This window comes from Xanthobacter aminoxidans, assembly GCF_023571765.1.
GTDB classification, from domain to species: domain Bacteria; phylum Pseudomonadota; class Alphaproteobacteria; order Rhizobiales; family Xanthobacteraceae; genus Xanthobacter; species Xanthobacter aminoxidans.
In genome coordinates, this window is the sequence record NZ_JAMJXC010000002.1 from 104,598 (window position 1) to 130,585 (window position 25,988).

27 protein-coding genes are annotated in these 25,988 nt (G+C 69.8%); 22 read left to right on the forward strand and 5 right to left on the reverse strand.

Annotation, left to right across the window (positions count from 1 at the left end; all coding sequences use genetic code 11):
* Window positions 1–26 precede the first annotated feature (26 nt).
* The 17 genes from flgB to EJ105_RS03305 all read left to right on the forward strand — a co-directional run bounded on the left by flgB (window position 27) and on the right by EJ105_RS03305 (window position 16,293).
* Window positions 27–407, forward strand: a complete 381-nt coding sequence (gene flgB, locus EJ105_RS03225) for a flagellar basal body rod protein FlgB (protein ID WP_024276873.1) — start codon at window positions 27–29, stop codon at window positions 405–407.
* Entirely contained in the window at window positions 404–826 is a 423-nt protein-coding gene (gene flgC, locus EJ105_RS03230) for a flagellar basal body rod protein FlgC (RefSeq protein ID WP_250165278.1), read from the forward strand. Before flgB ends, flgC begins: the two co-directional genes overlap by 4 nt.
* On the forward strand, window positions 826–1,152 hold the full coding sequence (gene fliE, locus EJ105_RS03235) for a flagellar hook-basal body complex protein FliE (RefSeq protein ID WP_250165279.1): 327 nt from the start codon (window positions 826–828) through the stop codon (window positions 1,150–1,152). Before flgC ends, fliE begins: the two co-directional genes overlap by 1 nt.
* Before the next feature lie 10 nt (window positions 1,153–1,162).
* Window positions 1,163–1,951, forward strand: a complete 789-nt coding sequence (gene flgG, locus EJ105_RS03240) for a flagellar basal-body rod protein FlgG (RefSeq protein WP_029556023.1) — start codon at window positions 1,163–1,165, stop codon at window positions 1,949–1,951.
* Window positions 1,952–2,007: 56 nt separating this feature from the next.
* Window positions 2,008–2,562, forward strand: a complete 555-nt coding sequence (flgA, locus tag EJ105_RS03245) for a flagellar basal body P-ring formation chaperone FlgA (protein WP_250165280.1) — start codon at window positions 2,008–2,010, stop codon at window positions 2,560–2,562.
* Entirely contained in the window at window positions 2,559–3,677 is a 1,119-nt protein-coding gene (gene flgI, locus EJ105_RS03250; protein WP_250165281.1) for a flagellar basal body P-ring protein FlgI, read from the forward strand. Before flgA ends, flgI begins: the two co-directional genes overlap by 4 nt.
* Window positions 3,678–3,798: 121 nt before the next feature.
* Complete coding sequence (locus tag EJ105_RS03255) at window positions 3,799–4,491, forward strand: MotE family protein (RefSeq protein ID WP_250165282.1); 693 nt, start codon at window positions 3,799–3,801, stop codon at window positions 4,489–4,491.
* A gap of 8 nt (window positions 4,492–4,499) precedes the next feature.
* Window positions 4,500–5,231 (forward strand): flagellar basal body L-ring protein FlgH, encoded by a 732-nt coding sequence (gene flgH, locus EJ105_RS03260; RefSeq protein ID WP_250165283.1) that lies wholly within the window; start codon window positions 4,500–4,502, stop codon window positions 5,229–5,231.
* Window positions 5,232–5,235: 4 nt separating this feature from the next.
* Complete coding sequence (locus EJ105_RS03265) at window positions 5,236–5,745, forward strand: flagellar basal body-associated FliL family protein (protein ID WP_250165284.1); 510 nt, start codon at window positions 5,236–5,238, stop codon at window positions 5,743–5,745.
* Between the two features lie 26 nt (window positions 5,746–5,771).
* Window positions 5,772–6,545, forward strand: coding sequence for a flagellar type III secretion system pore protein FliP (gene fliP, locus EJ105_RS03270; RefSeq protein WP_250165549.1), 774 nt, complete (start codon window positions 5,772–5,774; stop codon window positions 6,543–6,545).
* A gap of 250 nt (window positions 6,546–6,795) precedes the next feature.
* Entirely contained in the window at window positions 6,796–7,839 is a 1,044-nt protein-coding gene (locus EJ105_RS03275) for a flagellin N-terminal helical domain-containing protein (protein WP_250165285.1), read from the forward strand.
* Between the two features lie 446 nt (window positions 7,840–8,285).
* Window positions 8,286–9,953, forward strand: a complete 1,668-nt coding sequence (fliF, locus tag EJ105_RS03280; protein WP_250165286.1) for a flagellar basal-body MS-ring/collar protein FliF — start codon at window positions 8,286–8,288, stop codon at window positions 9,951–9,953.
* On the forward strand, window positions 9,950–10,615 hold the full coding sequence (locus EJ105_RS03285) for a hypothetical protein (protein ID WP_250165287.1): 666 nt from the start codon (window positions 9,950–9,952) through the stop codon (window positions 10,613–10,615). Before fliF ends, EJ105_RS03285 begins: the two co-directional genes overlap by 4 nt.
* Before the next feature lie 12 nt (window positions 10,616–10,627).
* The gene (locus EJ105_RS03290; RefSeq protein WP_250165288.1) at window positions 10,628–11,779 is read left to right on the forward strand and encodes a flagellar motor protein MotB; all 1,152 of its coding nucleotides are present in this window, start codon (window positions 10,628–10,630) and stop codon (window positions 11,777–11,779) included.
* 983 nt (window positions 11,780–12,762) lie between these two features.
* On the forward strand, window positions 12,763–14,088 hold the full coding sequence (locus EJ105_RS03295; RefSeq protein ID WP_250165289.1) for a chemotaxis protein MotC: 1,326 nt from the start codon (window positions 12,763–12,765) through the stop codon (window positions 14,086–14,088).
* Complete coding sequence (locus EJ105_RS03300) at window positions 14,085–15,524, forward strand: flagellar hook-length control protein FliK (RefSeq protein ID WP_250165290.1); 1,440 nt, start codon at window positions 14,085–14,087, stop codon at window positions 15,522–15,524. The genes EJ105_RS03295 and EJ105_RS03300 overlap by 4 nt, the downstream gene beginning before the upstream one ends.
* Window positions 15,472–16,293, forward strand: a complete 822-nt coding sequence (locus EJ105_RS03305) for a lytic transglycosylase domain-containing protein (RefSeq protein WP_250165291.1) — start codon at window positions 15,472–15,474, stop codon at window positions 16,291–16,293. The genes EJ105_RS03300 and EJ105_RS03305 overlap by 53 nt, the downstream gene beginning before the upstream one ends.
* A gap of 54 nt (window positions 16,294–16,347) precedes the next feature.
* Here EJ105_RS03305 and EJ105_RS03310 read toward each other — a convergent pair whose 3' ends face one another.
* Entirely contained in the window at window positions 16,348–17,046 is a 699-nt protein-coding gene (locus EJ105_RS03310) for a protein phosphatase CheZ (protein ID WP_250165292.1), read from the reverse strand.
* A 183-nt stretch (window positions 17,047–17,229) separates the two neighbouring features.
* Between EJ105_RS03310 and EJ105_RS03315 the strand changes: the two genes are divergently transcribed.
* Window positions 17,230–17,637, forward strand: coding sequence for a response regulator (locus EJ105_RS03315; RefSeq protein ID WP_024276855.1), 408 nt, complete (start codon window positions 17,230–17,232; stop codon window positions 17,635–17,637).
* 201 nt (window positions 17,638–17,838) lie between these two features.
* Here the strand turns inward: EJ105_RS03315 and EJ105_RS03320 are convergent, their stop codons facing one another.
* The 4 genes from EJ105_RS03320 to EJ105_RS03335 form a co-directional block, all read right to left on the reverse strand.
* Window positions 17,839–18,966 (reverse strand): CVNH domain-containing protein, encoded by a 1,128-nt coding sequence (locus EJ105_RS03320; protein WP_250165293.1) that lies wholly within the window; start codon window positions 18,964–18,966, stop codon window positions 17,839–17,841.
* Between the two features lie 74 nt (window positions 18,967–19,040).
* A complete protein-coding gene (locus EJ105_RS03325) occupies window positions 19,041–20,012 on the reverse strand; it encodes a CVNH domain-containing protein (protein WP_250165294.1) in 972 nt (323 codons plus the stop codon).
* Between the two features lie 78 nt (window positions 20,013–20,090).
* On the reverse strand, window positions 20,091–20,747 hold the full coding sequence (locus tag EJ105_RS03330; protein ID WP_250165295.1) for a CVNH domain-containing protein: 657 nt from the start codon (window positions 20,745–20,747) through the stop codon (window positions 20,091–20,093).
* A 188-nt stretch (window positions 20,748–20,935) separates the two neighbouring features.
* Window positions 20,936–22,096 (reverse strand): acyltransferase family protein, encoded by a 1,161-nt coding sequence (locus EJ105_RS03335; protein WP_250165296.1) that lies wholly within the window; start codon window positions 22,094–22,096, stop codon window positions 20,936–20,938.
* Between the two features lie 227 nt (window positions 22,097–22,323).
* On the opposite strand from EJ105_RS03335, the gene EJ105_RS03340 reads away from it, so the two are divergent.
* The 4 genes from EJ105_RS03340 to lptB all read left to right on the forward strand — a co-directional run bounded on the left by EJ105_RS03340 (window position 22,324) and on the right by lptB (window position 25,980).
* The gene (locus EJ105_RS03340) at window positions 22,324–22,944 is read left to right on the forward strand and encodes a ribonuclease D (protein WP_024276851.1); all 621 of its coding nucleotides are present in this window, start codon (window positions 22,324–22,326) and stop codon (window positions 22,942–22,944) included.
* Between the two features lie 177 nt (window positions 22,945–23,121).
* Window positions 23,122–24,021 carry a hypothetical protein gene (locus EJ105_RS03345; RefSeq protein WP_250165297.1) on the forward strand — a complete coding sequence of 300 codons (900 nt, stop codon included), beginning with the start codon at window positions 23,122–23,124 and terminating at the stop codon, window positions 24,019–24,021.
* Window positions 24,018–24,674, forward strand: a complete 657-nt coding sequence (locus EJ105_RS03350) for an LptA/OstA family protein (protein ID WP_250165298.1) — start codon at window positions 24,018–24,020, stop codon at window positions 24,672–24,674. The genes EJ105_RS03345 and EJ105_RS03350 overlap by 4 nt, the downstream gene beginning before the upstream one ends.
* Window positions 24,675–24,888: 214 nt before the next feature.
* Window positions 24,889–25,980, forward strand: coding sequence for an LPS export ABC transporter ATP-binding protein (gene lptB, locus EJ105_RS03355; protein WP_250165299.1), 1,092 nt, complete (start codon window positions 24,889–24,891; stop codon window positions 25,978–25,980).
* Window positions 25,981–25,988 lie beyond the last annotated feature (8 nt).

Sequence of the window (25,988 nt, forward strand, 5' to 3'; positions counted from 1 at the left end):
CGCGCGAACCATCCGGGGAATGTGCCATGGAGCCCCTGTTCCTGTTCAATCTCGCCTCGCGGCACGCCCAGTGGGCCACGGTGCGGCAGACGGCCATCGCGGGGAACATCGCGAACGCCAACACCCCCGGCTACAAGGCGGTGGACGCCGAGCCCTTCGCCGCCATCCTCGACCGCACGCGCCTCGCCGTCGCCCGCACCTCGGGCAGCCACATGGACGTGGCGGCGGGCGGCATCGGCGCCGCCAAGGTCGCACCGCGCGACGGCTGGGATACGTCCCATTCCGGCAACAGCGTGAGCCTTGAGCAGGAGATGCTGAAGGCCGACGAGGTGAACCGCGCCTATTCGCTCAACACCTCCATCGTCCGCTCCTTCCACCGCATGATCCTCGCGAGCGTGAAGTCATGATCGGCGATCCCTTCAAGACCATCACCGGCATCGCCTCGAGCGGCCTCGCGGCGCAGACCCAGCGCATGCGCATCGTCGCCGAGAACATTGCCAACGCGCGCTCCACCGGCACGACGCCGGGCGCCGATCCCTATCGCCGCAAGACGGTGGAGTTCATCCAGGAGCCGGACCGCGCCCTCGGCGCATCGCGGGTGAAAGTGAAGGCGACGAGCGTGGACCGCAGCGCCTTTTCCGTGGAGTTCGACCCCGGCAACCCCGCCGCCGACGCCGAAGGGCGGGTGAAGGTGCCGAACGTCAATCCGCTCGCCGAAATGGCGGATCTGAGGGAGGCCGGCCGCAGCTACCAGGCCAACCTCCAGATGATCAAGCAGGCGCGCTCCATGGTCGCCATGACCATCGATCTGTTGAGGACGCCGTGATGATCGATGCCGTTTCCCTCAATGTGCTGAGCCGCACCACCGCCACGAGCGCCACCACCTCCGCCCGCGCCACCGAGGCGGCGAGCGCGACCCAGAGCGCGGGCAGCATCTCCGACTTCTCCACCATGCTCGCCCGCATGTCGTCGGACGCAGTGGATCAGGTGAAGACGGCGGAGGTGAGCGCCATCTCCGGCATCCACGGAAAGGTCTCCGTGCAGCAGGTGGTGGAGGCGGTGATGTCGGCCGAGCAGACGCTCCAGACCGCCATTGCGGTGCGCGACAAGGTGGTCGCCGCCTATCAGGAAATCAGCCGTATGGCCATCTGAGGAGAGTGACATGAGAGCCTTGGCCATCGCCGCGACCGGCATGTCGGCCCAGCAGACCAATGTGGAGGTGATCGCGAACAACATCGCGAACATCAACACCACCGGCTTCAAGCGCGCCCGCGCTGAGTTCACGGACCTGCTCTATCAGGCCGAGCGCGCCCAGGGCGTGCCCAATCAGGACGGCGCCGAGCCGGTGCCGGAGGGCGCCCTCGTCGGCCTCGGCGTGCGCACCATCGGCATCCGCAACCTGCATCTGCAAGGCCCGCTGGCGCAGACCGGGAACCCGCTCGACCTCGCGCTCAACGGGCGCGGCTGGTTCCAGATCACCAGCCCCTCGGGCGACACGCTCTATACCCGCGCCGGCTCGTTCAACAAGGGCCCGACCGGCCAGCTCGTGACCGCCGACGGCTATGCGCTGAACCCCGCGCTGACCCTGCCGCAGGATGCCAGCAGCATCGTCATCAACGAGAGCGGACAGGTCTATGCGCAGATCGCCAACCAGACGTCCCCAACGCTGGTGGGCCAGCTCACCCTTGCCACCTTCGCCAACGATTCCGGCCTCGAGCCGCTGGGCGACAATCTCTATCGCGAGACCTCCGCCTCCGGCCAGCCGGTGACGGGCGTGGCCGGCACCACCGGCTTCGGCGCCGTGGTGCAGGGATATCTGGAAGGCTCCAACGTGGACCCCATCAAGGAGATCACCCAGCTCATCCAGGCGCAGCGGGCCTATGAGATGAACTCCAAGGTGATCCAGGCCGCCGACGACATGGCCGGCGTGGTTTCCAAGGGCATCCGGTGAACGGGGTTGCGGAGATGACTCATCCGCAGCGGCGGGCCGCCCGTAGGAGGGCGTGGTTGCGGGCCGGCATCGCTGCCGGCATTTCGACCATGCTCTGCGCCGTGGCCGCCCCTGCGACGGCGCAGAGCATTTCCTCCCTCGCCCAGCAGGCCGCCGCCGGCCGCGAGGAGGTCGAGCCGCCGCGCGCCGCGCCCGTACGCCCGCCGGCTGAGGCCGTACCGATGGCGCGCATTCCGGTCGCCGCCGTCACCCTCTATCCCGGCGATGTCATCTCCGCCGGCATGCTCGCCCAGCGCGAGGTGTCCGACGCCGTGCTCGACCGCGGCGGCATCGCGCTCCAGTCCTCCGCCGTGGTGGGCAAGTCGGCCCGGCGGGTCATCGCCGCCGGCCAGCCGGTGCCGCTCAATGCGCTGGTGGATGTGACCCTCGTCACCAAGGGCGTCGCCACCCGCATCCAGCTGAAGGACGGCGGGCTCGCCATCTCCGGATACGGCATGCCGCTCGATTCCGGGGCGGCCGGCGCCACCATCCGGCTCAAGAACATGGATTCCGGCCAGATCATCGTCGGCGAGGTTGCCGGCGACGGCACGGTCTGGGTGAGGACGCGATGATCCGCCTCGCGCTCGCGGCGCTCGCCGCGCTCCTTGCCGCCCTCCTGGCGTTCGCCGGCCCCGCCGCCGCGCAGGCGACGACGCGGATCAAGGACATCTCCTCCATTCAGGGCGTGCGCGACAACCAGCTTGTCGGCTACGGCCTCATCATCGGCCTTCAGGGCACCGGCGACACGCTGCGCAACTCGCCCTTCACCGAGCAGGCCATGCAATCCATGCTCGACCGCATGGGCATCAACGTGCAGGGCCTGTCGCTGCGCGCCAAGAACGTGGCGGCCGTGGCCGTCACCGCGAACCTGCCCGCCTTCGCCGGCCTCGGCACGCGGATCGACGTGACCATCGCTTCGCTCGGTGATGCGACGTCCCTGCGCGGCGGCACGCTGCTCGTCACCCCGCTCAACGGCGCGGACGGCGTGACCTATGCGGTGGCACAGGGCCAGATCGTGTCCGGCATCCAGATCACCGGGCAGGCGGAAACGCTGAGCCAGGGCGTGCCCACCGCCGGGCGCATCGCCAATGGCGCGCTGGTGGAGCGGCAGATCCCCGGCCAGCTGTCCGAGCTTCCGGAAATCCTCATCGACCTCACCAATCCCGATTTCCGCACCGCCGCTTTGATGGCCGACGTGATCAACGCCTATACCCACGCCCGCTACGGCAAGCGCCTCGCCCGCGAGCGCGATCTGCGCACGGTGGTGGTGCAGCGCCCGCCCCATTCCGGCACCGCCCGCTTCATCGCCGAGATCGGCGAGCTGCGCATCACGCCTGACACGCCGGCCAAGGTGGTGGTGGACCAGCGCACGGGCACGGTGGTCATCGGCCGCAACGTGCAGGTCTCCACCTTCGCCGTCACTCAGGGCAATCTCACCGTGCAGGTGACGGAGACGCCCGAGGTGTCGCAGCCCGAGCCCTACACCTTCGGTGAAACGGTGGTGGTGCCGCGCACCAACATTCAGGCGGACGAGAGTGGCGGCCCCATCGGCATCGTCCGCGGCACCAATCTCCAGCAATTGGTGAACGGCCTCAACCGCTTCGGGCTGAAGCCCTCGGACATCATCTCCATCCTCCAGGCGGTGAAGACCTCCGGCGCGCTGCAGGCCGAGCTGGTGTTCCAGTGACCAGCGGCGCTGGCCGCCATCTCCCGCAAGCGTCGCGCAAGTCTCTCCCCCTAGACCTCGACCATCCAAGGCGCCCGTGCCCCCGCCCGGCGCCGCCCCTCGGGGAAGAGGAGGAGGTTCCATGTCCGTCTCGACGGTCCTCATCGACGCCGCCATCATCTATGCGATCGTCTCGGTCTCGTGCTCGCTGCTCGTGGGCGTTGCCGCGCTCCGGCGCGTGACCTGCACGCGACTTCGCATCCTCGTCGTCTCAGCCCGCCGCCGCAGGGCCGCCCGGGCCAGGAGCAGCACCGCGCTGGCGCTCGCCGCGCTCTGCGGCACCGTCCTGATGCTCCCGGCTGAGGGCCGCGCCGAACCCGCCCCCGCGCCCGATGCCGCCGCCGGCGAGAATGCGGCGCTCTACTGCCGCAACATCGCCGATGCCGCCGCCGACGCCCGCTTCACCCGCCAGCAGGCCGCGCTCACCGCCATGGAGAAGGAGATCGAGGCCCGCCTCGCCCAGCTCGAGGCCAAGCGTGCCGAATACCAGGAGTGGCTGGCGCGCCGCGAGGCGTTCCTGAAGAAGGCCGACGACAGCCTCATCGCGGTCGTCTCCCAGATGCGCCCGGACGCCGCCGCCGCCCAGCTCGCGGCCATGAACGAGGACATGGCGGCCGCCGTGCTGGCGCGGCTCTCGCCCCGCGTCGCCAGCGCCATCCTCAACGAGAGCGAGCCGGCCCGCGCGGCGCGCCTCACCTCCACCATGGTGGGCATGGCCCGCCGCGCGCAGGACGCGCGGCCGGATGCCCCCCGCACCGCCGGGCGGCCGGGCTGATGCGCGCCATGTTCCATTCCCCGCAGATCGCCCTCGCGGCGCTCGCCTGCCTCGCTCTCGCCGGCTGCAAGAGCACCTATGACAACCTCGCCACCGGGCCGACGCTGACGCCCGTGGGCTACGGCCTCGACACCGCCAAGCGCGACCCGCTGCCGATGACCTTCCAGCAGCCGCAGAAGACCACCTTCCGCTCCACCTGGGACCTCAACCGCTCCCAGAGCATGTATCGCGACCTGCGCGCGGCCAAGGTGGGCGACGTGATCCGCGTGGCCATCGCCATCGACGACAAGGCGCAGTTCGACAACGCCACCGACCGCTCGCGGGAATCGAAAAGCAATCTCGGCTTCGACGCGGCGCTGACCCTCTCCGGCTTCGGCAAGGGCGCCAACGCGGGGGCGGGCTCCGGCAATCTCGACATCAACGGCGACACCAAGACCAAGGGCAAGGGCAACATCGACCGCTCCGAGAAGCTGCGCCTCTCCGTGGCGGTGGTGGTGACGGAGATCCTGCCCGACGGCAATTTCGTCATCCGCGGCTCGCAGGAGATCCTCGTCAATTACGAGGTGCGCGAACTGACCATCGCCGGCATCGTCAACCCGCTGGACGTGTCGTCGACCAACATCATTCCCTACGACAAGATCGCCGAGGCCCGCATCTCCTATGGCGGACGCGGCCGGCTCACGGATGTGCAGCAGCCCGCCTGGGGCCAGCGCATCTATGATGTCGTGACGCCCTGGTGACGTGATGGCCACCGCAGCCCCCGCCAAAGCCCTCGGCCCGAACGGAGCGCCGGAGAAGAAGCCCGGCCTCCTCGTGCCCCTCCTCATCGTCACGCTGCTGGCGCTCGCCGCCGGGGCGGGGCTCGGGCTCCAGCTCGCCGGCACGGTGGAGCAGGCGGTGACGAAGAAGGTCGCCGCCGAGCCGGAGAAGAAGCCGGCGCCGCCGCTGCGCCATTCCGGCGATCTGGTGCTGAAGGATCTCAAACCGGTGGTGGTGAACCTGTCCGCACCCTCCTCCACCTTCATCCGGATCGAGACGGCCATCGTGTTCAAGAACGGCGCGCTGGTGAACCCGGACGTGACCGCCGCCGAGCTGCGCGAGGACATCATGGCCTACATGCGCACCCTGGCGCTCAGCCAGCTCGAAGGCCCGAGCGCGCTCCAGCACCTGCGCGAGGACCTCAACGAGCGCGCCCGCGCCCGCTCCGACGGCAAGGTGGACGAACTGATCCTCTCCACGCTGGTGGTGCAGTGAGGGCGCCCGCGCGCCTGTCGGCGCTGATGTGCGCGCTCGTCGCCGGCCTGCTCCTGTCCGCCGCGCCGGCCCTTGCGCAGGGCGCCGCGCAGTTGCCGTCGCTGGAGCAGCTTCTGCCCGAGAGCGGCGGCAGCACGGCGGGGCGGCTCATCCAGATGGTGGCTCTGCTCACGGTGCTGTCCGTGGCGCCGGGGCTGCTCATCATGGTCACGAGCTTCACCCGCTTCGTGATCGCCTTCTCCTTCCTGCGCTCGGGCCTCGGCCTGCCCTCCACGCCGGCCAACCTCGTGCTGGTCTCGCTCTCCCTGTTCATGACCTTCTACGTGATGGGGCCGACCTTCGACCGCGCCTGGCAGGACGGGGTGAAGCCCCTCACCGAGAACCGCATGGGCGAGGAAGAGGCGCTGCAACGCATCGCCGACCCGTTCCGGGACTTCATGCTCACCCATGTGCGCGGCAAGGACCTGAAGCTGTTCGCCGACATCGCCTCCCGCGACAAGCCTGCGGAGGAGGCCGCGAATGCCCCGGCAGCGCCGGAGAAGGCAAGCGAAGAGAAAGTGCCCATGCGGGTGCTCATCCCCGCCTTCATGATCTCGGAGCTGCGGCGCGGGTTCGAGATCGGCTTTCTCATCGTCCTGCCGTTCCTCATCATCGACATGATCGTCGCGACGCTCGTCATGTCCATGGGTATGATGATGATGCCGCCGGCGGTCATCTCCCTGCCGTTCAAGATCCTGTTCTTCATCCTCATCGACGGCTGGAACCTGCTGGTCGGCGGGCTGATCCGCTCGTTTTTCTGAGGGCATCAGCCAGCGCAAGCCTCGCGCAAGCTTGCGCGTTTAACGTTTCTCCCATGGCAGGTTGACCGGCTCCGCAAGGGCCGGGTGCTGGACCCCTAGAGCGAAGAGAACGCGTCATCCGATCTGATTGCGGTGCAATCAGATCGGCGCGTGCTCTGCGGGCCGGCCACCAAAGGCATGATGCCGCCCTGCCATGCCGGTGCGAGCCCGGCATGTCCCCCTTCATTCCAAGTCACAGAGGGACATTCCCATGACCAGCCTGATCACCAACAACTCCGCCATGGTCGCCCTGCAGACCCTGCGGACGATCAATTCCAACCTCGACACCACCAACGCCCACGTCTCCACCGGCAAGCGGATCAACTCCGCCAACGACGGCGCGGCCTACTGGTCCATCGCCACCACCCTGACCTCCGACAACGGGGCGCTGGGCGCGGTGAAGGATGCCATGAGCCTCGACAAGAACTCGGTGGATGCGGCCTCCAGCGGCGTCAACGCGGTGGTCGCCTCGCTGGCGAAGATCAAGAACAACCTGACGGCCGCCCTCTCGCCGAACGTCGACCGGGCCAAGCTGCAGACGGAAATCTCGTCCTACGTCAGCGAGATCAAGACCACCGCCGACAACACCGTGATGAACGGCAGCAACTGGCTGTCGGTGGATACCAGCGCCTCGGGCTTCAACGGCACCAAGAACCTGCTGTCGTCCTTCTCGCGGACCGGCTCGACCGTGACGGTGGGCTCCACCGCCATCGATACCGGCACGTTCACCGTCTATGACGCCTCCACCGCCGGCACCTCCACCGGCACGTCCACCACCCTCGACAAGGCCGTCACGGCCGTGGCGACGGCGGCGAACGTCACCGGCGGCGCCACCGTGACCGTGGACACGACCGCGGGCAGCCTCAAGGGCTTCATGGACACCAAGTACGTCATCGGCGGCACCGCCACGGCCGGCACGGAGTCCATCACGGACTTCGACGTGTCCAGCCTCGGCAACACCGACGCCGATCTCGCGAAGATCCAGGCCTATGTGAAGGTCGTGGACGCCACCATGCAGCAGCTGCAGAACGGCGCCACCACGCTCGGCACCACCTCGACCCGGCTCGACTCGCAGCAGACCTTCGCCCAGAGCCTGATCGACCTCAACACCTCGTCCATCGGCACCCTCGTGGATGCCAACATGGAAGAGGAATCGACCAAGCTGAAGGCCCTGCAGACGCAGCAGCAGCTCGCGGTGCAGTCCCTGTCCATCGCGAACAGCTCTTCGCAGAACGTGATGACCCTGTTCCGCTGATCGCGTCCGCCGCCGCGCCTCCGGGCGCGGCGGTCCGCGCGCCGGCGCCGCTCCCTCCCGCGGCTCTCCGGCGCGCCCTGAGTTTCTGCGTCCCCCCGACGCCCCCCTCGGCCACCTCCGCCCCCGGAGCGTGGCCATTTTTTTGTCTTTTCCCCTCTCCCCTCGCGGGAGAGGGTGGATCGCGGCAAAGCCGCGAGACGGGTGAGGGGGCTGGCGCAGCACGAGCGAACGCCCGGATGGCGCCCGGCCTCACCCCTCACCCCCGGCCCCTCTCCCGCAAGGGGAGAGGGGAGACGCAGAGCCCCCGCAACGCCCATGCAAGTTTGACCGTCGAGATTGCCGCCCGAGGCACATGAGCGCGACCGGATCTTCCGGTTGGCGCGTGCCCGGTCCCTGTTCCCGGCCGCGCCCCGCGCGCGCCGGCCGCAATCAGACGAGATCCGCCGATGATCGGCAAAGAGCAGTTGGAGCAACTCTGGCGCAATCTGCGCGATCTCGGCGCGCGCCGCCTGATCGCACTGGCGCTGATCGCCCTCACCGCGGTGGCGGCCGTCGCGCTTGGCGCCTGGTATCTCGGCCAGCCCGAGCGCGAGCCGCTCTATGCCAACCTCACCCGCGAGGACGTGAACCGCATCGGCGGCGCGCTGAAGGACGCGGGCATCCCGTTCGACGTGAATGCGGACGGCACCACCGTCCTCGTCTCCCATTCCGACACCGCCCGCGCCCGCATGCTGCTGGCGGTGAAGGGCCTGCCGCAGAGCGGCAACACCGGCTACGAATTGTTCAACGACGTCCGCGCCTTCGGCCTCACCTCCTTCATGCAGGAGGTGACGCGGGTGCGCGCGCTGGAGGGCGAGCTCGCCCGCACCATCCAGACCATGAAGGGCATCAAGGCGGCGCGCGTCCACATCGTCCTGCCCGAACGTGGCTCGTTCCGCCGCGACCAGCAGAGCGCCTCCGCCTCCGTCGTCATCCGCACCGAGACGGCGGAGGACGCCTCCACCGCGCAGGCCATCCGCCACCTCGTCGCCGCCGCCATTCCCGGCCTGAAGATGGACCAGGTGACGGTGCTCAGCACCGAGGGCGCGGTGCTCTCCTCCAGCGAGGACGGTGCCAGCGCCGCCGCCGGCAAGAAGGCCATGCTCCAGCAGCAGGTGAGCCGCGAGACCGAGGAAAAGGTCCGCCGCACGCTCGCCCCCTATCTCGGTCTCGGCAATTTCGAGGTGCAGGTGTCGGCCCGCCTCGACACCGATCGCGTCACCACCTCCGAGACCACGTTCGATCCCGCATCCAAGGTAGAGCGCTCCGTGCGGGTGGTGAAGGAGCTGGGCCAGAGCCAGAACAAGACCAAGCAGCCCAATACGTCGGTTCAGCAGAACATCCCCGGCCAGCAGCAGCAGGGCGACGGCGGTACCGATTCCAACGAGAACTCCTCCCGCCGCGAGGAGCTGACCAATTTCGAGGTCTCCACCCGCACCGTGCAGACCGTGCGCGAGGCCTTCGTGGTGCGCGGCCTCTCCATCGCCGTGCTGGTGAACAAGGAGCGCCTCGTGGGCGCGGCCGGCGGCGCCGATGCCATCCCCGTGGAGCAGCAGCTCTACGAGGTGGAGCAGCTCGTCGCCTCCGCCTCCGGCTTCGAGAAGGAACGCGGCGACAAGCTGAAGGTCGCGGCGGTCTCCTTCGCCAATGGCGGGGCGGCGCTGGAGCCGGTGCCGCCGCTGCCGTGGTCCGAGCTGCTGCTGCGGCAGGCCGGCACCATGATCAATGCCGCCACCATCCTCATCGTCGCCGGCCTGGTGATCTGGTTCGGCCTCAGGCCCGCCGTGCGCGCCATCCTCGCCCGCCCCGAGCGCGACGAGGTGGAGGATGCCGAGGCCATCGAGGCCGCCATGCTGGCGGGCGGCGCCCCGCTCGCTGCCGTCGCCGGCCCGTCCATGGTGCCGGGCGACCCCGCCGCCGGAGAGCCGGCGCCGGGCGCGCTGAGCCTGATCGAGGATCTCACCAGCCGGCTCAACCGCTCGCCGCAGAAGCGGCTGGAGCAGATCGTCGAGTTCGATGAGGAGCAGGTCGCCGCGATCCTGCGCCAGTGGCTGCATCAGGATGCCCGCGTATGAGCACCACCGCGCTTCTCAACCACCTGCCCCATTTCGGCGTCGCGCCGCGCGGACAAGCCAAAGGCTCCGCCCCGGTGAGCGCCGTGCCGCCCGTTCCCGCGATCACGCCCACGCCCGCCTTGCGGCCGCACGAGCAACCTGGCGCCGAGGCCCTCCGCGCGGCGGCCGAGGAGGCCCGCCGTGTGGCGCTGGAGGAGGCGGCCATCGCCCTCGCCGCCTGCGAGCAGCAGCTCGCCGATGCCGAGGCCGCCTTCGCCGCGCGCCTCGAAGAGGAGATCGGCGAGGCCCGCGCCCGCTGGTGCGCCGAGGAAAGCGCGCGGCTGGCCTACCTCATCGGCACCGGCCTCGACACAGTGGAGGCGCGCCTCTCCGAAGCGATCGCAGCCGTGCTGCGCCCCTTCGTGGGCGGCGCCGCCCGCGCCCGCGCGCTCGACGAACTGGCCCGGCGGGTGCGCGAGCTTCTGCGCGGCGGGGCGGCTGGCCCGTCCATCACCATCACAGGCTCGGGCGACCTCGCTGCGGCACTATCCGCGCGGCTCTCGGACGTGCAGGGCATCGTTCTCGCGGAAGGACCGGCGAGCGACCTTCGCATCACCTGCGACGACAGCGTGCTGGAAACCCAGCTCTCCGGCTGGGCGGCCGCTGCCGCCCGCGGCAACTGACGGGAGCGCGCCATGTCCGGCAAGGAGCCCCACGGCGAGATCATCATCGTCAAGCGCCACGATGACGAGGAGCACGAGCACCATTCGAGCGCCTGGAAGGTCGCGCACGCCGACTTCATGACGGCGATGATGGCCTTCTTCCTCATCATGTGGCTCATCAACGTCACCGACAAGGATACACGCAAGGCCATCGCCAACTACTTCAACCCGGTGGACCTCGCCTCCAGCATCACCGACGTGCGCGGGCTGAACGATCCCGAGGACACCAAGGCCAAAGGCACGTCTTCCGACGGCGACAAACAATCCAGCCTCAAGAACACCACGGGGCGCGAGACCGGCGCCGGCGACGACCGCCAGCAGGGCGACAAGGAGCGCGCCGCGTTCCGCGATCCCTATGCGGTGCTGAACAAGCTGGCCGGCGATGCCGACGCGCGGGCGGGCGGCACGCCCGACGCCGCCGTCGGCGATACCGGCTCGCCCGGCACGGGCGCCGGCGACGTGAACCGCGATCCGTTCGATCCCACCTATTGGCAGATGTCCAGCGGCCGACAAGCGCGCAACCCGCAGGCCAAGCCCTCCAAGGTGGACCAGCCCTCCGGCCGCCCGGACGCCACCACCGGCGCCGCGAAGCCGGGGGAGGCGGAGAAGGCTCAGGCCGAGAAGGCGCAAGCGGCCGCGGCGCAGGCCGCGGCAGCCGGCAAGGCGGCACGCGATCTGGAAAGCGAGCTGAAGCAGGTGGTCGCCGCCACCGTGGGCACGCCCGGCGCAGCACCGCGCGTGGACGTGCGGGCGACGAAGGAAGGTCTCATCGTCGATCTCACCGACGATCTCGACTTCACCATGTTCCCGGTGGGCTCGGCGGTGCCGGACGCCCGCTTCGTACGGGCCATGGGTGAGATCGCCAAGAAGCTCGGCGCGCGGCCGGGCGAGATCGTCATTCGCGGCCACACCGATGCGCGGCCGTTCCGCTCCGACACCTACGACAACTGGCGGCTCTCCAGCGCGCGGGCGCACATGGCGCTCTACATGCTGGTGCGCGGCGGCCTCGACGAGAAGCGCGTGACCGCCATCGAGGGCCTCGCCGACCGCAATCTGAAGAACACTGCCGATCCCAACGCGCCGCAGAACCGGCGCATCGAAATCCTGCTGAAGGCGCCCTCATGACCCGGCCCGGCCTTCTCCTCCTCTTCGCCGGCGCCCTGCTGCTGCCCGGCGCCGCCCGCGCCGAGGACGACGCGGACCCATGGGACGGCCTGCGTGGCGAGACCGCCGCCCCCGCACGCCCCGCCACGGCCAGACCGGCGCCGACGAAGCCGGCCGCACCCAAGCCGGCCACACCGAAGCCCGCGACGACGACCTCCGGGACCGCGACCCCGGGCACGCCAGCAGCTGCGGCGGCCAACGCCGACAAGCCGGCGCCAAAGCCTGTCGCGCCCAACACGGTCGCACCGAAGCCGGCACCGACGGCGGCCGCCCCCGCGCCAGCGCCGCCTGCCGCAGCTGCCGCCCCGCCCAAGCCCAACGCGACGCAGAACGCGGCAGCCCCCTCCGGCACCGTGCCGAGGCCCCCCGCAGCCGAAGCAATGAACGCCGCCGCCCCGAAACCCGCTGCGCCGCCGCCGGCGCCCAAGCCCGTGGCATCCCCGGCACCGGCCGCGCGTCTACCGGGCGCAACGTCCCCAGCGCCCCCGGTTGCGTCGGGAACATCCGTCCCGGCTGCGGCACCCAAGCCCACAGCAGCAACCCAACCGGCGGCGACAAAACCTTCAGTCCCATCGAATCCCGTCGCGGCAACCAAACCCGCGACGCTTCCCGTGACACCGCCCGCGACGCCACCTCAGCCCGCGCCCAGACGGACGCCCGACACGGCGCCCGGACCGGCCCCACGTCCCGCCGTGGCGCCGTCCGTGTCCGCATCGGCGGTCTCCGCCTATGCCCCCCTTGGGCCTTTCCCTATGCCGCTGCCGCCCCGCCGTCCCCTGCCGTCCGAGCCAGCGGTGCCGATGGCACCTGCGCGGGCTCCGGCCGCTGCGCCGGCTCTAGCGCCGCCCCCAGTCGCGGCGGAGGCGGGCGGAATCCCGGCCGGGACGACGGCTCTCCCCCTCGCCGAGACGACCGGGGCCGGCACGCCCCCGGCTTCCGAGCCCATGGCGCCCATTCCCGAGCCCGTCCCGACCGCCGCTCCCGCCGCCCAAGCCGCAGCGGAATTGGCCGATGACGCCCATCCCGCGCCCGCGCCGGATCAGCCGGCTACCCACGCGGACGCATCCGCGCCCCACGCCACGTCCGCCGAGGCCGCCCCGCCCGCCGGCCGCACCGATATCTATCCCGTCACGCTGGTGCGCCGTCTCCAGCGGTTGCAGGATCTCATCGCCTCCGGCTCCACCGCCGGCATCGCCCAGCAGCGGGCGATGATCACCGAGATGGACGCAGCCTTCGGCGATGCCGATGCCTCCGTCTGGCAGGACCCGGCCAATGCCCGCGCGCTGGTGATGTATTTCCTCGGCGGCGGCAATCCGGCGGTGCTGCGCGGCATCATCCAGCGTGAGCCGAAGCCGAACATCGACGAGAAGCTGCTCACCGGCAGCCTGCTCTATCTGGAGGGCCGGGAGGAACCGGCCCTGCGCCAGCTCGGCGAGATCGACGCCCGCAAGTTGCCCAACGGCATCGGCGGGCAGATCGCCCTCGCCCAGGCGGCGCTCACCGTGCGTAGCGACCCGGCCAAGGCTTCGCGGCTGCTGGAGGTGGCGCGCCTCCTCATGCCCGGCACGCTGGTGGACGAGGCGGCCCTGCGCCGGGCCGTGCTGGTGGCGGCGCAGGCCGGCGACCTCGACCAGTTCGAGCGTCTGTCGGGGCAGTATTTCAGCCGCTTTCGCCATTCCGCCTATGCCGGCAACTTCCGCCAGCGCTTCGCCGCCGCCTTGAGCCGCATGAACGTGCTGGCGACGCCGGACGGCCTCGCGCGCCTCGACGCCCTGCTCGCGCCCCTCGACGAGGAAGCCCGGCGCGAGGTGTTCCTGCTGGTGTCGCGCTCGGCCATCGTGGAGGGCAAGACCGCGCTCGCCACCACCGCCGCCGAGCGCGCCATGCTGCTGGCACCGGCGGCGAGCCGCGATGCCGAGCGCGCCCGCGTCTATCTGAGCGCCGCGCAGGCGGCGACGCCGGATCGCTACCAGGCGGCAGAGGCGGCGCTGAAGGCCATCGACCGCGCCCGCCTCGACCCCTCCGACCAGGCGCTGCTGGAGGCCGCGAGCCGCACCGCCGAGCTGATCCGCCGCGCCGATGAGGCGCCTTCTCCGGCGCCTTCCCCGGCTCCTGCCCCCTCCTCCGCGGCAGCCCCGTCCGCTCCGGAGGTCGTCGCCAGCGCCCAGCCGGTGCGGACGGCGGGAAACGAGAAGCCCTCGGCCGCACTGGCGAAGGCGCAGGTGAAGCTCGGGGAGATCGATACCCTGCTGAAGGATGCGCCGCGATGAGGACCGCCGACCTCGCCTTGGCGGCCTTCGCCCTGAACCCCGATACCGCCGCCGGCCGCGAGCCCCTGCCGCAGGACGGCCCGCCCTTCGGCGACCTGCTTAGCCTGATGGAGGATGCCCGCCCGGCGCCCCGCCGCGAGGGGGAGGCGCTCCGCGACGATGCAACGGAGCCGCTCCCCGCCGAGCCCCTGCCCCGCCTCCCGGCGGCGAGCCTCGACCGGCTGCTAGCGCGCTGCGAACGCCCCGCCCCGGAGCGCGGCGGGATCGACACCGCCCCCGCTCCGCGCGCCGCGCTGGTCCTGCCGCCGCAGGACACACGCCCCATCGACGCCGCCGAGACCGAGGCCGAGCCGCCCACCGACACGCCCGCGCCCGACACACCTCTCCAGCCGGCCGCCATGCCGCTCGTCGCGATATCGCCCGCGCCAGTCATGGACGCGAGGCACACGCCGGCGGCGGACGTCGCGCCCCGCGCTCAGACGATGCCGGCGCCCGTTCCACTGGCGGCGCCGGCGGGGTCGGCGGACGCTCCGCCGCCGATGCAACTCGTGGTGCTGCGGCAGGAAACGCATTTCGCGCCGGTGCGCACCTTCACCCAGCCCGCAGCGGCGCCCCTGCCCGTGGCGCGGGCCGACACGCAACGCGCAGCGTCCACGCGCGAAGCGACAGGCGCGCCGGCAGCGGACGCCCCTTCCCCGGACCTCGACCCACAGGAAAACCGGATGCCGGTCCGGCCGCTCCCCCCGCGCGCCGCGCCCGACGAGACCCAGGGCGACCCGCCCCAACTCCGTCGCCTCGCCCCGGACCCGAGCCAGGCGCCCGCCCGGCCCACCGTGCCCGTGGCGGAACCGCCGAAGCTCCAGCCCGCCCTCAAGCCGGAGGCATCCCCCGCGCTGCCCTTCGCCAGCCTTGCGCAGGTCGGCCGCGCCATCGCGGCGGAGGTGGCGCAGATCGATCCCGCCGCGGCGGGCGCCCCGGCCGGGGGCGCGATCGAGGTCCCGGAGAGCGGTGCCCCGACCGGCCCGGTGCGCGTGCTCGACATCGCGCTTTCACCGGAAACGCTGGGGCGGGTGGTGGTGCACATGCGCCTCACCCCGCACGGCCTCACCGTGCGCCTCAAGGCGGACAACCCGGCCACCGCCGAACTGCTCGCGGCCGACAAGGACCATCTCTCCGCCCTCCTCGGCTCGGCCGGGCTCACCGACGTGGAGCTGGACGTCGGCGGCCCCGTCCTGTCGCAACTCGATGCGCCGGTGCGCAGCCTTGCCGCGATGGAGAACCTGCCTCCGCAGGAGAGCGCGGACGAGGGGCAAGGCGGCGGGCGCGGCAGCACCGACCCCGGCCGGCAGGGTCGCAACGGCCGGCAGGACAGGACATTTCCCGATGACGACGCTGCGCCTTCTTTTGCTGACGAGCCTCGCGCTGGCGCCGGTTGAGGCGCGCTGCGGCGACGCATCCGCCGCGTTCGGCCCCCCCGTCGCCGGCGAGACGGAGGATGTGGCGGCCGAACCTCAGCTTCCGATTTCCGCTCCCCCTGCCCCCACACGGCCCATCTGGGGGGAGCGACGCCCGTCTGAGCCGCGGCAAACCGTGCCCCAGAAGGTGGAGCCGGCGACGCCCGTCTCCGGCCAGGCGGTGGCTTCACCCCCGAAGAAGGACGCCGGCCGAAAGCCTGTCCCACACGGCATCTGCGAGCGCGAGCTGGCGCGGGCGGCGGCGAAGTATCAGATTCCGTTGCAGATCCTTTACGCCGTCGCGCTCACCGAGAGCGGCACCGGCAGCGGCCTCCAGCCGCTGATGCTGCACATCGAGGGCAAGGACCATCTGCCCGCTTCGCTGCCCGAGGCCCTCGCCATGTTCCGTGCCGCCAACGATCGCGGCGTGAAGCTCATCGACATCGGCTGCATGCAGGTGAACTGGTACTGGCACCGGGAGGAGTTCCGGACGCTGGAGGAGATTTTCGATCCGCGTCTCAACGTGGAACAGGGCGCGCGCTTCCTGAAGGAGCTGCGCCAGCGGCACGGCAGCTGGACCATGGCGGTCGCCCGCTACAATGCCGGGCCGAAGAACACCGCAGGGCAGCATCGTTATGCCTGCAAGGTGATGAAGAATCTCGTGGCCGCCGGGGTGGGGGAATGGACCGCCACCTCCGAGGCCTTCTGCGCCGCGCCGCCCGTGCCGCCGGAGGCTGCGCGCGCGGAGTGAGGTCTGGCCGGGAGCAGGCGGGATGCGGACCGCACCCCGACTGCTCCACGCCCCTCAGGCGAACAGGCTGTCGATGTCGTCCTGAGAGACCACACCCACGTCGTGAGCCAGCGCCGGCCCGTTGAGGAGGGCCTCGTCGCCCTCACGGGGGATGATGCGGGCGCCCTGGGCCACGAGATCGGCCCCGCCCCAGATGTCGGTCATGCGCGCCACCCGTTCCTCGATGAACAGCAGGAGCTTCACCACCTTGCGGATGCGCTGGCCGGTGATGTCCTGGAAATTGCAGGCCTCGAAGATCTTGGTCGTCTCGTTCTGCATTTCGGTGGCGAGGTCCGCCGCATCGCCGGTGAGCAGGGCGTGCATCTGGATCATCAAGGCATCGACCCGCTCGGCGGAGGTGAGGATGGCTTCGGTCGCCTCCTCCGTGTCGGTGACGACCGCCTCCAGCTCGCTGGTGGCGCGCAGCAGCTTCTCGCCCCGCGCGCCTTCGGCGTGCAGGCTCGCGATCTCGTGCTTGGTGTGCTGGATGGCGTCCTGGATGGTCTCGATGCCGGCCCACAGCACGTTGCGGTCGCGCTCGCGATCGACAGCGGGATCGCGCGTCTTGAAGCGCGCGATCTCCTCGCGCACCTCGGCGAGCTCGCCGAAAATGCGACGCAGATGGTCGTCGAGGCCATCCATCGCGAAGAGGTCGACGGCGGCGCCGGCGGAACTCGGGGTCTCAATCCTGAAGGGTCGCCGGGCAGCCGACATTAGGGCCTCCTGAAACACGCTATGCTTTCCACTCTCCTATAAATCGTCCCAGATGATTGAGGAAGATGACCCCAATTCTTGGTGCAAGCCTCACACAAGCCCGGGACATCAGAACATCATTCGTCGTTGCGCTCGCCAAACATGGATGGAGCGTGTTCATCGTCCCCGTTTCTGGAGTGTGTCATGGGGGTTGATCTTGGGATGCCCGTCCTTGTGGTGGACGACTACAAGACCATGGTGCGCATCATCCGAAACCTTCTGAAGCAGATCGGCTTCGAGGATGTGGACGAGGCCTCCGATGGCACCGAGGCGCTGGCCAAGCTGAAGGAACGCAGCTACGGCCTCGTCATATCGGACTGGAACATGGAGCCTATGACCGGCTACGAGCTTCTGAAGCAGGTGCGCGCCGACGGCGCCCTCGGCCAGATCCCGTTCATCATGGTGACCGCGGAAGCCAAATCCGAGAACGTGATCGCCGCCAAGAAGGCCGGCGTCAGCAACTACATCGTCAAGCCATTCAACGCCCAGACGCTGAAGGGCAAGATCGACGCGGTGTTCGAGAACCTTGGGGCCGAGGTGGCGGTCGACTGAGCCTTTTAGGCTCCCGATCCGGTCCGCCGGCCGCGCCGCGACGACAATGGTCGCGGCCGGGATGGCCCCGGAGGTCGTTCACCACCGCGAAGGGATCGTCGACGACCACCAGGAGGGCCGACGGGCCTGAAGCGCGCTCCTTGCGGCAGACTGCGCGCGCCATGCAATCCGGTCCATGAGACCCGCCGGCGACCTGTCCTGCTACCGACAGGTCAGCCGGCCATTGTCGTTGGCGATGTCGCGGCCGGGGCTGCACCAGGAAACGGCGGTGGTGGCTTCGGACCAGCGGCCGTTGCGGTCCTGGCAGGAGGCCTTCAGCCATCCGGCCACCACGCGGATCTCGCGGCAGCTGGCCATGTATGAGCCCGGCGGGGGACGGTCGCTGAAGCCGGACGAGCCGCCGCGCGAGCAGCGCAGGTCGCTGTTGTCGTTGTAGATGTCTGCCCCCTGCAGGCATTGCGAGAGCTGGAGCGGCACCGAGGTGCGCCACGTGCCGCCACGGTCCTGGCACATGGCGCGCAGGAAGCCGCCGCTCACCGTCACGTCCCGGCAGGTGGAGCGATAGGAGCCGTAGGGCGCGGGCGTGGTGTTCCAGCCCGATCCGGACGACGCGGAGGACGCGGAGGAGGCGCAGCGCAGGATGCCGTCGTCATTCACCACCTCGCGATTGCTGCACCAGGAGAGATAAAGCGAGGACGAGAGCCACGCGCCACGGCGGCTGAGGCAATTGCCGCGCAGGGTGCCGGAATCGAGCGAGATGTCCCGGCAGGTCTCCTGATAGGAGCCCGGCGGGGGATAGTCGCCCGCATGCTGGGAGGTGAAGGAGCGGCAGGCGAGCCGGCCTTCCACATTGGCGATATCGGCGCCCAGCGGGCAGCCGGTGAGGGAGAGGCCGGCCTCGCGCCAGTTGCCCCAGCCATCGCGGCAGGTGGCGGAGAGCCAGCTGCCTTCGAGCCGCAGGTCGCGGCAAGAAGAGGTGTAGGTGCCGGCCGGCGGGCGCTGGACCACGGGCGGCGGGGCCGGCGGCTGGGGCCGGGGCGGCGGCGCCGGGGCCAGCGTGCCGTAGAGCGATCCCGGCGCGGGCGTGTCCTTGCAGATGAGCTGGCCGTTGCGGTTGGCGATGTCGCCATCGCAGGAGGGGAAGTCGTCGAGGCGCGCCACCACCCATTCCCCCGCGCGGGTGGCGCAGAAGGCGGCGAGATCGCGCCCCCAGCGCACCTGCACCTGCCGGCAGCTCTCGAGATAGCTGCCGACCGGAATGTCGCCCGCCGCCGCGGCCGGCGTGGCGGACAGGCACAGCAGCGCTGCCGCCCAAACCCGGAAGTTCATCATGCGGCATCCTTCGCACGAGGATTGAGGATGAGGCGCGGCCCCGTGGGCGGCACCGAATTACCGCATCGAACCTAACGGCATGTCAGGCGCCCGTCCACATTGGCAATGTCGTGGGAGCCGCCCGAGCACCAGCTGGCGAAGGTGCTGCTGTCTTTCCACGTGCCCGATGTACTCTTGCACGAGGCCTTCAGCCAACCGGCGGACATGCTGATATTGCGGCAGGTGGCGCGGTAGGAGCCGGAGGGCAAGGCACTGCCACCACCACTGCCGCCACCGCTGCCGCCGTTTCCACCCCAGCTTCCGCCGCCCCATTTGTGGTCATCCGGCACGGGCGAGCCTTCCGGCCGGCAGGTGAGGCTGCCGCCCTCATTGCGGATGTCGCGACCGTGGCCGCACCAGGATGTGGCGAGCGTGGTGGGCACCCAGCTGCCGAAGCTGTTGCGGCAGGTGGCCCGGATGAGCCCGGCGGAATAGCTGATGTCGCGGCAGGACGCGCGGTAGGAGCCCGCCGGGGGCCGATCGCCGCTGAAGCCGGAGCCGCCGCAGGAGAGCCGTCCGTCCTCATAGACGATGCCCTTGCCGGGAATGCAGCCGGCCGGCATCAGGCTCGCATCCCGCCAGCCGCCCCAGTCGTCCCGGCAGGAGGCGCGCAGCCACGGGCCATCCATGCGGATGTTGCGGCAGGAGGCCTTATAGGGGCCTGCGGGCACTTGCTGGAACGACGGCGTGGGCGAGGGGGCGATGCCGCCGGGGCCGAGGATGCCCCCGCCGCCGCCGGCCGCGCAGGTCAGCCGCCCGTCCACATTGGCGATATCGCCGCGGCAGGCGGGGAAATTGTCGAGGCGGGTCACCACATCCCGGCCGGCTCGGTTCGGGCAGAAGGCCGCGAGGTCGTGCCCGAACCGCACCTGAACCTGCCGGCAGCTGCTGAGATAGCTGCCCGGAGGCACCGACTGCGCCGCGGCGGGCGAGAGGCCCGCCGCCAGCATCCATCCCAGCACCGCCAGCGCCCCGCTCAGCAGCCTGTCACGCGCCCCCGCCATGGCATCACTCCCCGACCGAATCGATCGGGGCGATGATACCAGTGACGCAGGGTTGGCTCACCTAGCGGTACACGAACGTCAGAAGCAGGCGAGGTTGCCGTTCTGGTTGGAGATGTCGCGGTAATTGCCGCAATTGTTCATGTTGAGCGCGGTCGGGTTCCACGAGCCGTTCACCCGCTGGCACTGGGCGCGCAACACGCCGCCGAGGCCCATGGAGATGTTGCGGCAGGTGCGCATGTAGGAGCCCGGAGGCGGCTGGAGCCGCTGGCGCGAGGGGCAGAACAGCTGGCCGTTCTGGTTCGAGATGTCCGAGCCGGGCTGGCAGGTCAGCGTGTTCAGCACGGAGGGCTGGTAGTTGCCGCCGCGGGTGAGGCAGAAGGCGCTCAGCACGCCGTTGCGGAATTCCACGCGGGTGCAGGTCTGGCGATAGGAGCCGCGCGGACCCACCGCCGGCGGCGGGGGCACCGGGCGGCGCTGGCACCAGAGCTGGCCGTCCTGGTTGGAGATGTCGCCCCGGCAGGACGGGAAATCGTTGAGCCGCGTCACCACCCATTGGCCGTTGCGGGTGGCGCAGAAGGCGGCGAGGTCGGCGCCGTCGCGCACCTGCGCGTCACGGCAGGAGCGCAGGTAGCTGCCGGGCGGCACCGACCGCGCCTCGGCCGCCGTGCCGGCCATCAGGCCAAGCGCCAGAATGAGGCCCGCAAGGCGCAGGCCTGTCGCCAGAAACGAACGCATCTTCTTCCCCCCAGGCTTTCGTAACGTCGAAACGGCGCCGCTTCTAGCACGGCGGACCGCGGCGCGCACCGGGCACGCCGCAGCATCGACAAGGGCCCAACCCGTGGCCTGACAAGGTAAAAAGCGGCCGATGACGCCTCGCGGTCCGTGCGCGGACCCAGGAGGAGCGCCTCAGGCCGGTCGCGCCGTCACTCGGCAGCGGCGCTCGGCTTGAGCACGCGCCCGAGCCGGCGGGCCACGCCCCGTCCATATTCACGCCAGGGATGCTCGATGAAGCGATAGGTGACATCGGCAAGGGCAACGACTACGGCAGCCAAGACAAGGGCGATGCCCGTGCCGATCGCCAGCGAGGTCGCGCCGTCCACATGGGCCGTGAGCGAACCCAGCACGCGCTTGAGGACGGAATCGGTCATAAGCAGAATGAACATGTGGATCATGTAAATGGAGTAGGAGGTCTTCCCCAGATACTGGAACACCCGCGTGTTCAGGATGGTGCAGCCCATGCCCCGATCCAGATGCAGGGACAGGATCAGGAAAACCAGCGGCACCACGGCAATCACGATGGCCGGCCCGCGCAAATAGTGCAGCACAACGAGGAAGGCCAGCACGGCGCAGAACTGGATCGCGGTCAAAGTGCGATCGGACATCTTCTGCATGTAGGCCGCCACCGACCTGCGCGTCATCACCTGATAGCACAGCACCCCGGTCGAGAAGCCCGCGAGCCCCCTCAGCAGCGAGGGCAAGCCGTAGGTGGCGTCGGCAATGCCACCGGGAGTGAAGGCCACATAGGTGTAAGCGAGAATCGAGAAGGCGACGATGAACCAGGGCGTCCATTTCCAGCGGAAGGGCTTGAGCGGCACGACAAGGGCAAAGACGATATAGGCCAGCGCTTCGCAGCTGATGCTCCAGCTCGGGGCATTCCACTCGTTCTTGCCGAACGGCCCCCAGGCCTGCACCAGGAATATCGTCGCCATCAGCAGCTCGACGCTGGTGCGCCCGGTGAAGGCGGTGCCGCTCAGCGTGGCACCGGAAAGGCCGGCCACCAGCCGCGCCAGCTCCTTGAGCAGGAACAGCGCCAGAATGAAAATGTGCAACGGGTAGATTCTGAAAAAGCGCAGCGTCAGAAACCGCTTCATGTCCCGGGTGTCGTCGATCTTCTCGAGATAGGCGGAGGCAATGACAAATCCGGACAACGCAAAGAACAGATCGACGAACAACTCGCCGTAGACGATGGCATCCACATGGAGAAAGATGCTGTTGAACTGCATGTGGTGGATCGCGACCATCAATGCCGCAATGCCACGAAGGCCGTCCAGCGCCTCATAGCGAGACGCAGCCGTTTCCGCCATGTTCCAGCCCTTCCTCTATCGCCTGCAACCATACCGCACCGCACACAATGGGCCAAGCGCTCGGAAGGGGCGGGCGGGGCCGGCCGCGTGCGGTATCTGTCCGGGCGTGTCTTCCCTGCACGGCCGGGCAAAGGCAGGCGGGGCAAGGGCATAGCGAGCGGCCCCATCGACAGGCCTGCGCGCCTTCGCTAGAAGCCCAGTCCTGAACGTGGATAAACGATACACTCATGACCATCCGCCTCCATCGCGGCGATCTGCCCGCGGACTTCGTGGCCGCTTCCGTCGTGGCCATCGACACCGAGACCATGGGTCTCGACCCGTTCCGCGACCGGCTGTGCCTCGTGCAGCTCTCCAACGGTGACGGCAGCGCCGACCTGGTGCAGATCCCGCAGGGCGCCGGCCCCGGCAGCGCGCCGAACCTCGTGCGGCTGCTGACCGACCCGAACGTGACCAAGCTGTTCCACTTCGGCCGCTTCGACATCGCCGTGCTCCAGCACACCTTCAAGGTGATGCCGCAGCCGGTGTGGTGCACCAAGATCGCCTCGCGGCTGGTGCGCACCTACACCGACCGGCACGGCCTGAAGGAGCTGCTGCGGGAACTCCTCAACGTGGACATCTCCAAGCAGCAGCAAAGCTCGGACTGGGGCGCCGCCGACCTCTCCGACGCCCAGCTGTCCTACGCCGCCTCGGACGTTCTGTATCTGCACGCGGTGAAGGCCAAGCTGGAGGACATGCTGGCGCGCGAGGGCCGCACCGGGCTCGCCGCCGCCTGCTTCGCCTTCCTGCCGGCCCGTGCCGCCCTCGACCTCTCCGGCTGGGCGGAAGAGGACATCTTCGCCCATTCGTGATCCGGCCCGACGCGAAAAAGCGTTGCGCATGAGAGGCTTGGGCACGGCCCTTGCTTCAGGGCGCCATTTCGGACACCTTGGGCCCCGCGCGTGGGGCGACGCGCCGGACGCCCGCGTGAGGGGGCGTGCAGCCGAGAACAGGCGCCAGCGGGGCAGGCCCGCCGCCGGAACAGGGCCATGAACCGACACGTGCCGCCACACGATTTCGATGCGCGGGAGGCCGAAGCCTTCACCCCGCCGCCCCCGCCGGACTTCACCAAGGCGCGGCGGCACAGCGCACGCGTGCGCTGGATCAAGCGGCTGGTGCCCGTCACCATCGTCGTCGCGGTCCTCGGCATCGGCGCGGTGTCCATCCTGTCCCGGCTGAAGCTCTCCATCGACCTGCCGTTCGACATCGGCCACCTGACCCTGTCGGGCTCGCGCCTGACCATGGAACTGCCCAAGCTCTCCGGCTTCACCGACGACAATCGCGGCTACCGGATTACCGCCAAAACGGCGGTGCAGGATCTTACCCGGCCGGACGTGATCGAGCTTTCCGACATCGAGGCGCGCCTGGAGCTGGCCGACAAGGGCTGGGCCAGCGTCAATGCCAAGACCGGCAGCTTCGACACCAAGAAGCAGTTCATCACGCTGGGCGACGGCGTGGACCTCGCCATGAACGGCGGCTACGGCGGCAAGCTGGAAGACGCCGACGTGGACATCAAGGCCGGCACCATCGCCACCTCCCATCCCGTGGTCTTCACCTATCTCGACGGCAAGCTGGTGGCCGACCGGCTGGACGTGACCGACCGCGGCGCCCGCGCCCTGTTCCAGGGCCATGTGCAGCTCGACTTCCGCATGAGCAACCTGCCCGGCCAGAAGCCGGACGGCGCCAACGCGGCGGGAAACAACGCGGCGGGCGCCAATCCGGCTGCCCCCACCCACGCCGCCGATGCGACGCCCGCTTCCGCTGTCCATGCAGCGCCGGCAGCGCCTGCCACCACCGGAACCGTCACCGTTCCGCCTGCGCCCTCTCCCGCGGCCCCGGCGCTGGTGCCGGCGCCCCTTCCCCCGCGACGCCCGGTCCCTGCTCAATGATGTGTCATGCGACGGCCCTCAAGGTCCGCCTCCCGGTTTCGAGCCTCGCACCCGCCTGCATTCTCGCGCTGGCGGCCTTTCTCGTCGCCGGTCCTGCGGCCGCGCAGGCGCCCAGCACCAGCGTGCCCAACGCGCTGCAGGGCTTCGCCCGCAACCGCGACCAGCCCGTGCGCATCAATGCCGACGGGCTGGAGGTGCGCGACAAGGACAAGGTCGCCGTCTTCTCCGGCAACGTGCTGGTGACGCAGGGCGACACCACGCTCCGCTCCAAGGACCTCCTCGTCTATTACGAGGGCTCGATGAACGAGCAGGCCGGCGGCACCCCGCAGACGGGCACTGATCCGGCGCAGAAGGGCCAGATCAAGAAGCTGGAGGCCACCGGCGGCGTGGTGGTGAAGACCAAGGAGCAGACCGCCACCGGCGACAGCGGCGTCTTCGACATGAAGACCAACACCGTCACCATGGTGGGCAAGCCGGTGGTGCTGACCCAGGGCCCCAACGTCATCCGCGGCCAGAAGCTGGTGGTGGATCTCGTCAGCGGCGTGTCCAAGTTCGAGGGCGGCCGGGTGGAGAGCCTCATCGTCCCGGGCAGCCTGAAGGAGGCGGACAAGCCCAAGACCGAACAGGGCGGCCAACAGCCCCCCAAGCGCTGACCGGCCGAGGCGGCCCTGCGGCCGCCTTTTGCAGCCTTCATGCGTCTGTCAAGTTAAATTATTTCTCTTTTGTTTCAATTGACTATTCCCATTTCCGCGAGACCTGCGAACTCTCGCCCCTGAAATCGGCCCGCCTCTTGCATGGAGGCGTTGCATCCCCGGCTGGGACGTTCTAAACCTTCCAATCTGGGGGCCGGGTTTTCCGGAGGTCGCGTTGAACGTCCTGTCCATGTTCGGCAAGTCGAAGTCGGGAGACTCGAAGTCGGGGGGAAAGTCCGTCTCGGGCAGCGCCCGTGGCGAGCAGGATGCGCGCCAGTACGACCCCCGCGAACACGATCCCCGCCAGACGGATGGCATTCCGCTCCCTGCGGGCGATCAGGATTCCCGCGAGTGGGAAGAGGACGATCCGCGCAGCGATGCGGGATATGATGCGGGCTACGAGACGCCCGCCCGCGCCGCGCCGGACCCCCGCCACCGTGCCTACATGCCGCCGGATGCCGCCTATGGCGACGCCGCCAATGCGGGCGACGACTATCCCTCGTCCTATCCCGGCGACGGGCGGGACCCGCTGCCCTTCAATTCCACCGGGGCGCTGGCCGCCTTCGGCCTCGCCAAGTCCTATGGCGGCCGCAAGGTGGTGAAGGACGTGAGCATGAACGTCCGCCGCGGCGAGGCGGTGGGCCTGCTCGGCCCCAACGGCGCCGGCAAGACCACCTGCTTCTACATGGTGACGGGCCTGGTGAAGGCCGATGCCGGCCGCATCGAGCTGGACGGCCACGACATCACGCCCCTGCCCATGTATCGCCGCGCCCGCCTCGGCGTCGGCTATCTGCCGCAGGAAGCCTCCATCTTCCGGGGCCTCTCGGTGGAGGATAACATCATGGGCGTCCTCCAGGTGTCGGAGCCCAACCGGGCCCGCCGCCGCGAGGAGACCGAGGCGCTGCTCGAAGAATTCAAGATCACCCATGTGCGCAAGTCGCCCTCCATCGCCCTGTCGGGCGGCGAGCGGCGGCGCCTCGAGATCGCCCGCGCGCTTGCCACCAAGCCGGCCTTCATGCTGCTGGACGAGCCGTTCGCCGGCATCGACCCCATCGCGGTGGGCGACATCCAGGCGCTGGTGCGCCACCTCACCTCACGCGGCATCGGCGTGCTCATCACCGACCACAATGTGCGCGAGACGCTGGGCCTCATCGACCGCGCCTACATCATCCATTCCGGCGCGGTGCTGATGGAGGGCGATCCGGAAGCCATCGTCTCCAGCCCCGACGTGCGGCGGCTCTATCTGGGCGAGGAGTTCCGCCTGTGAGCACCCGC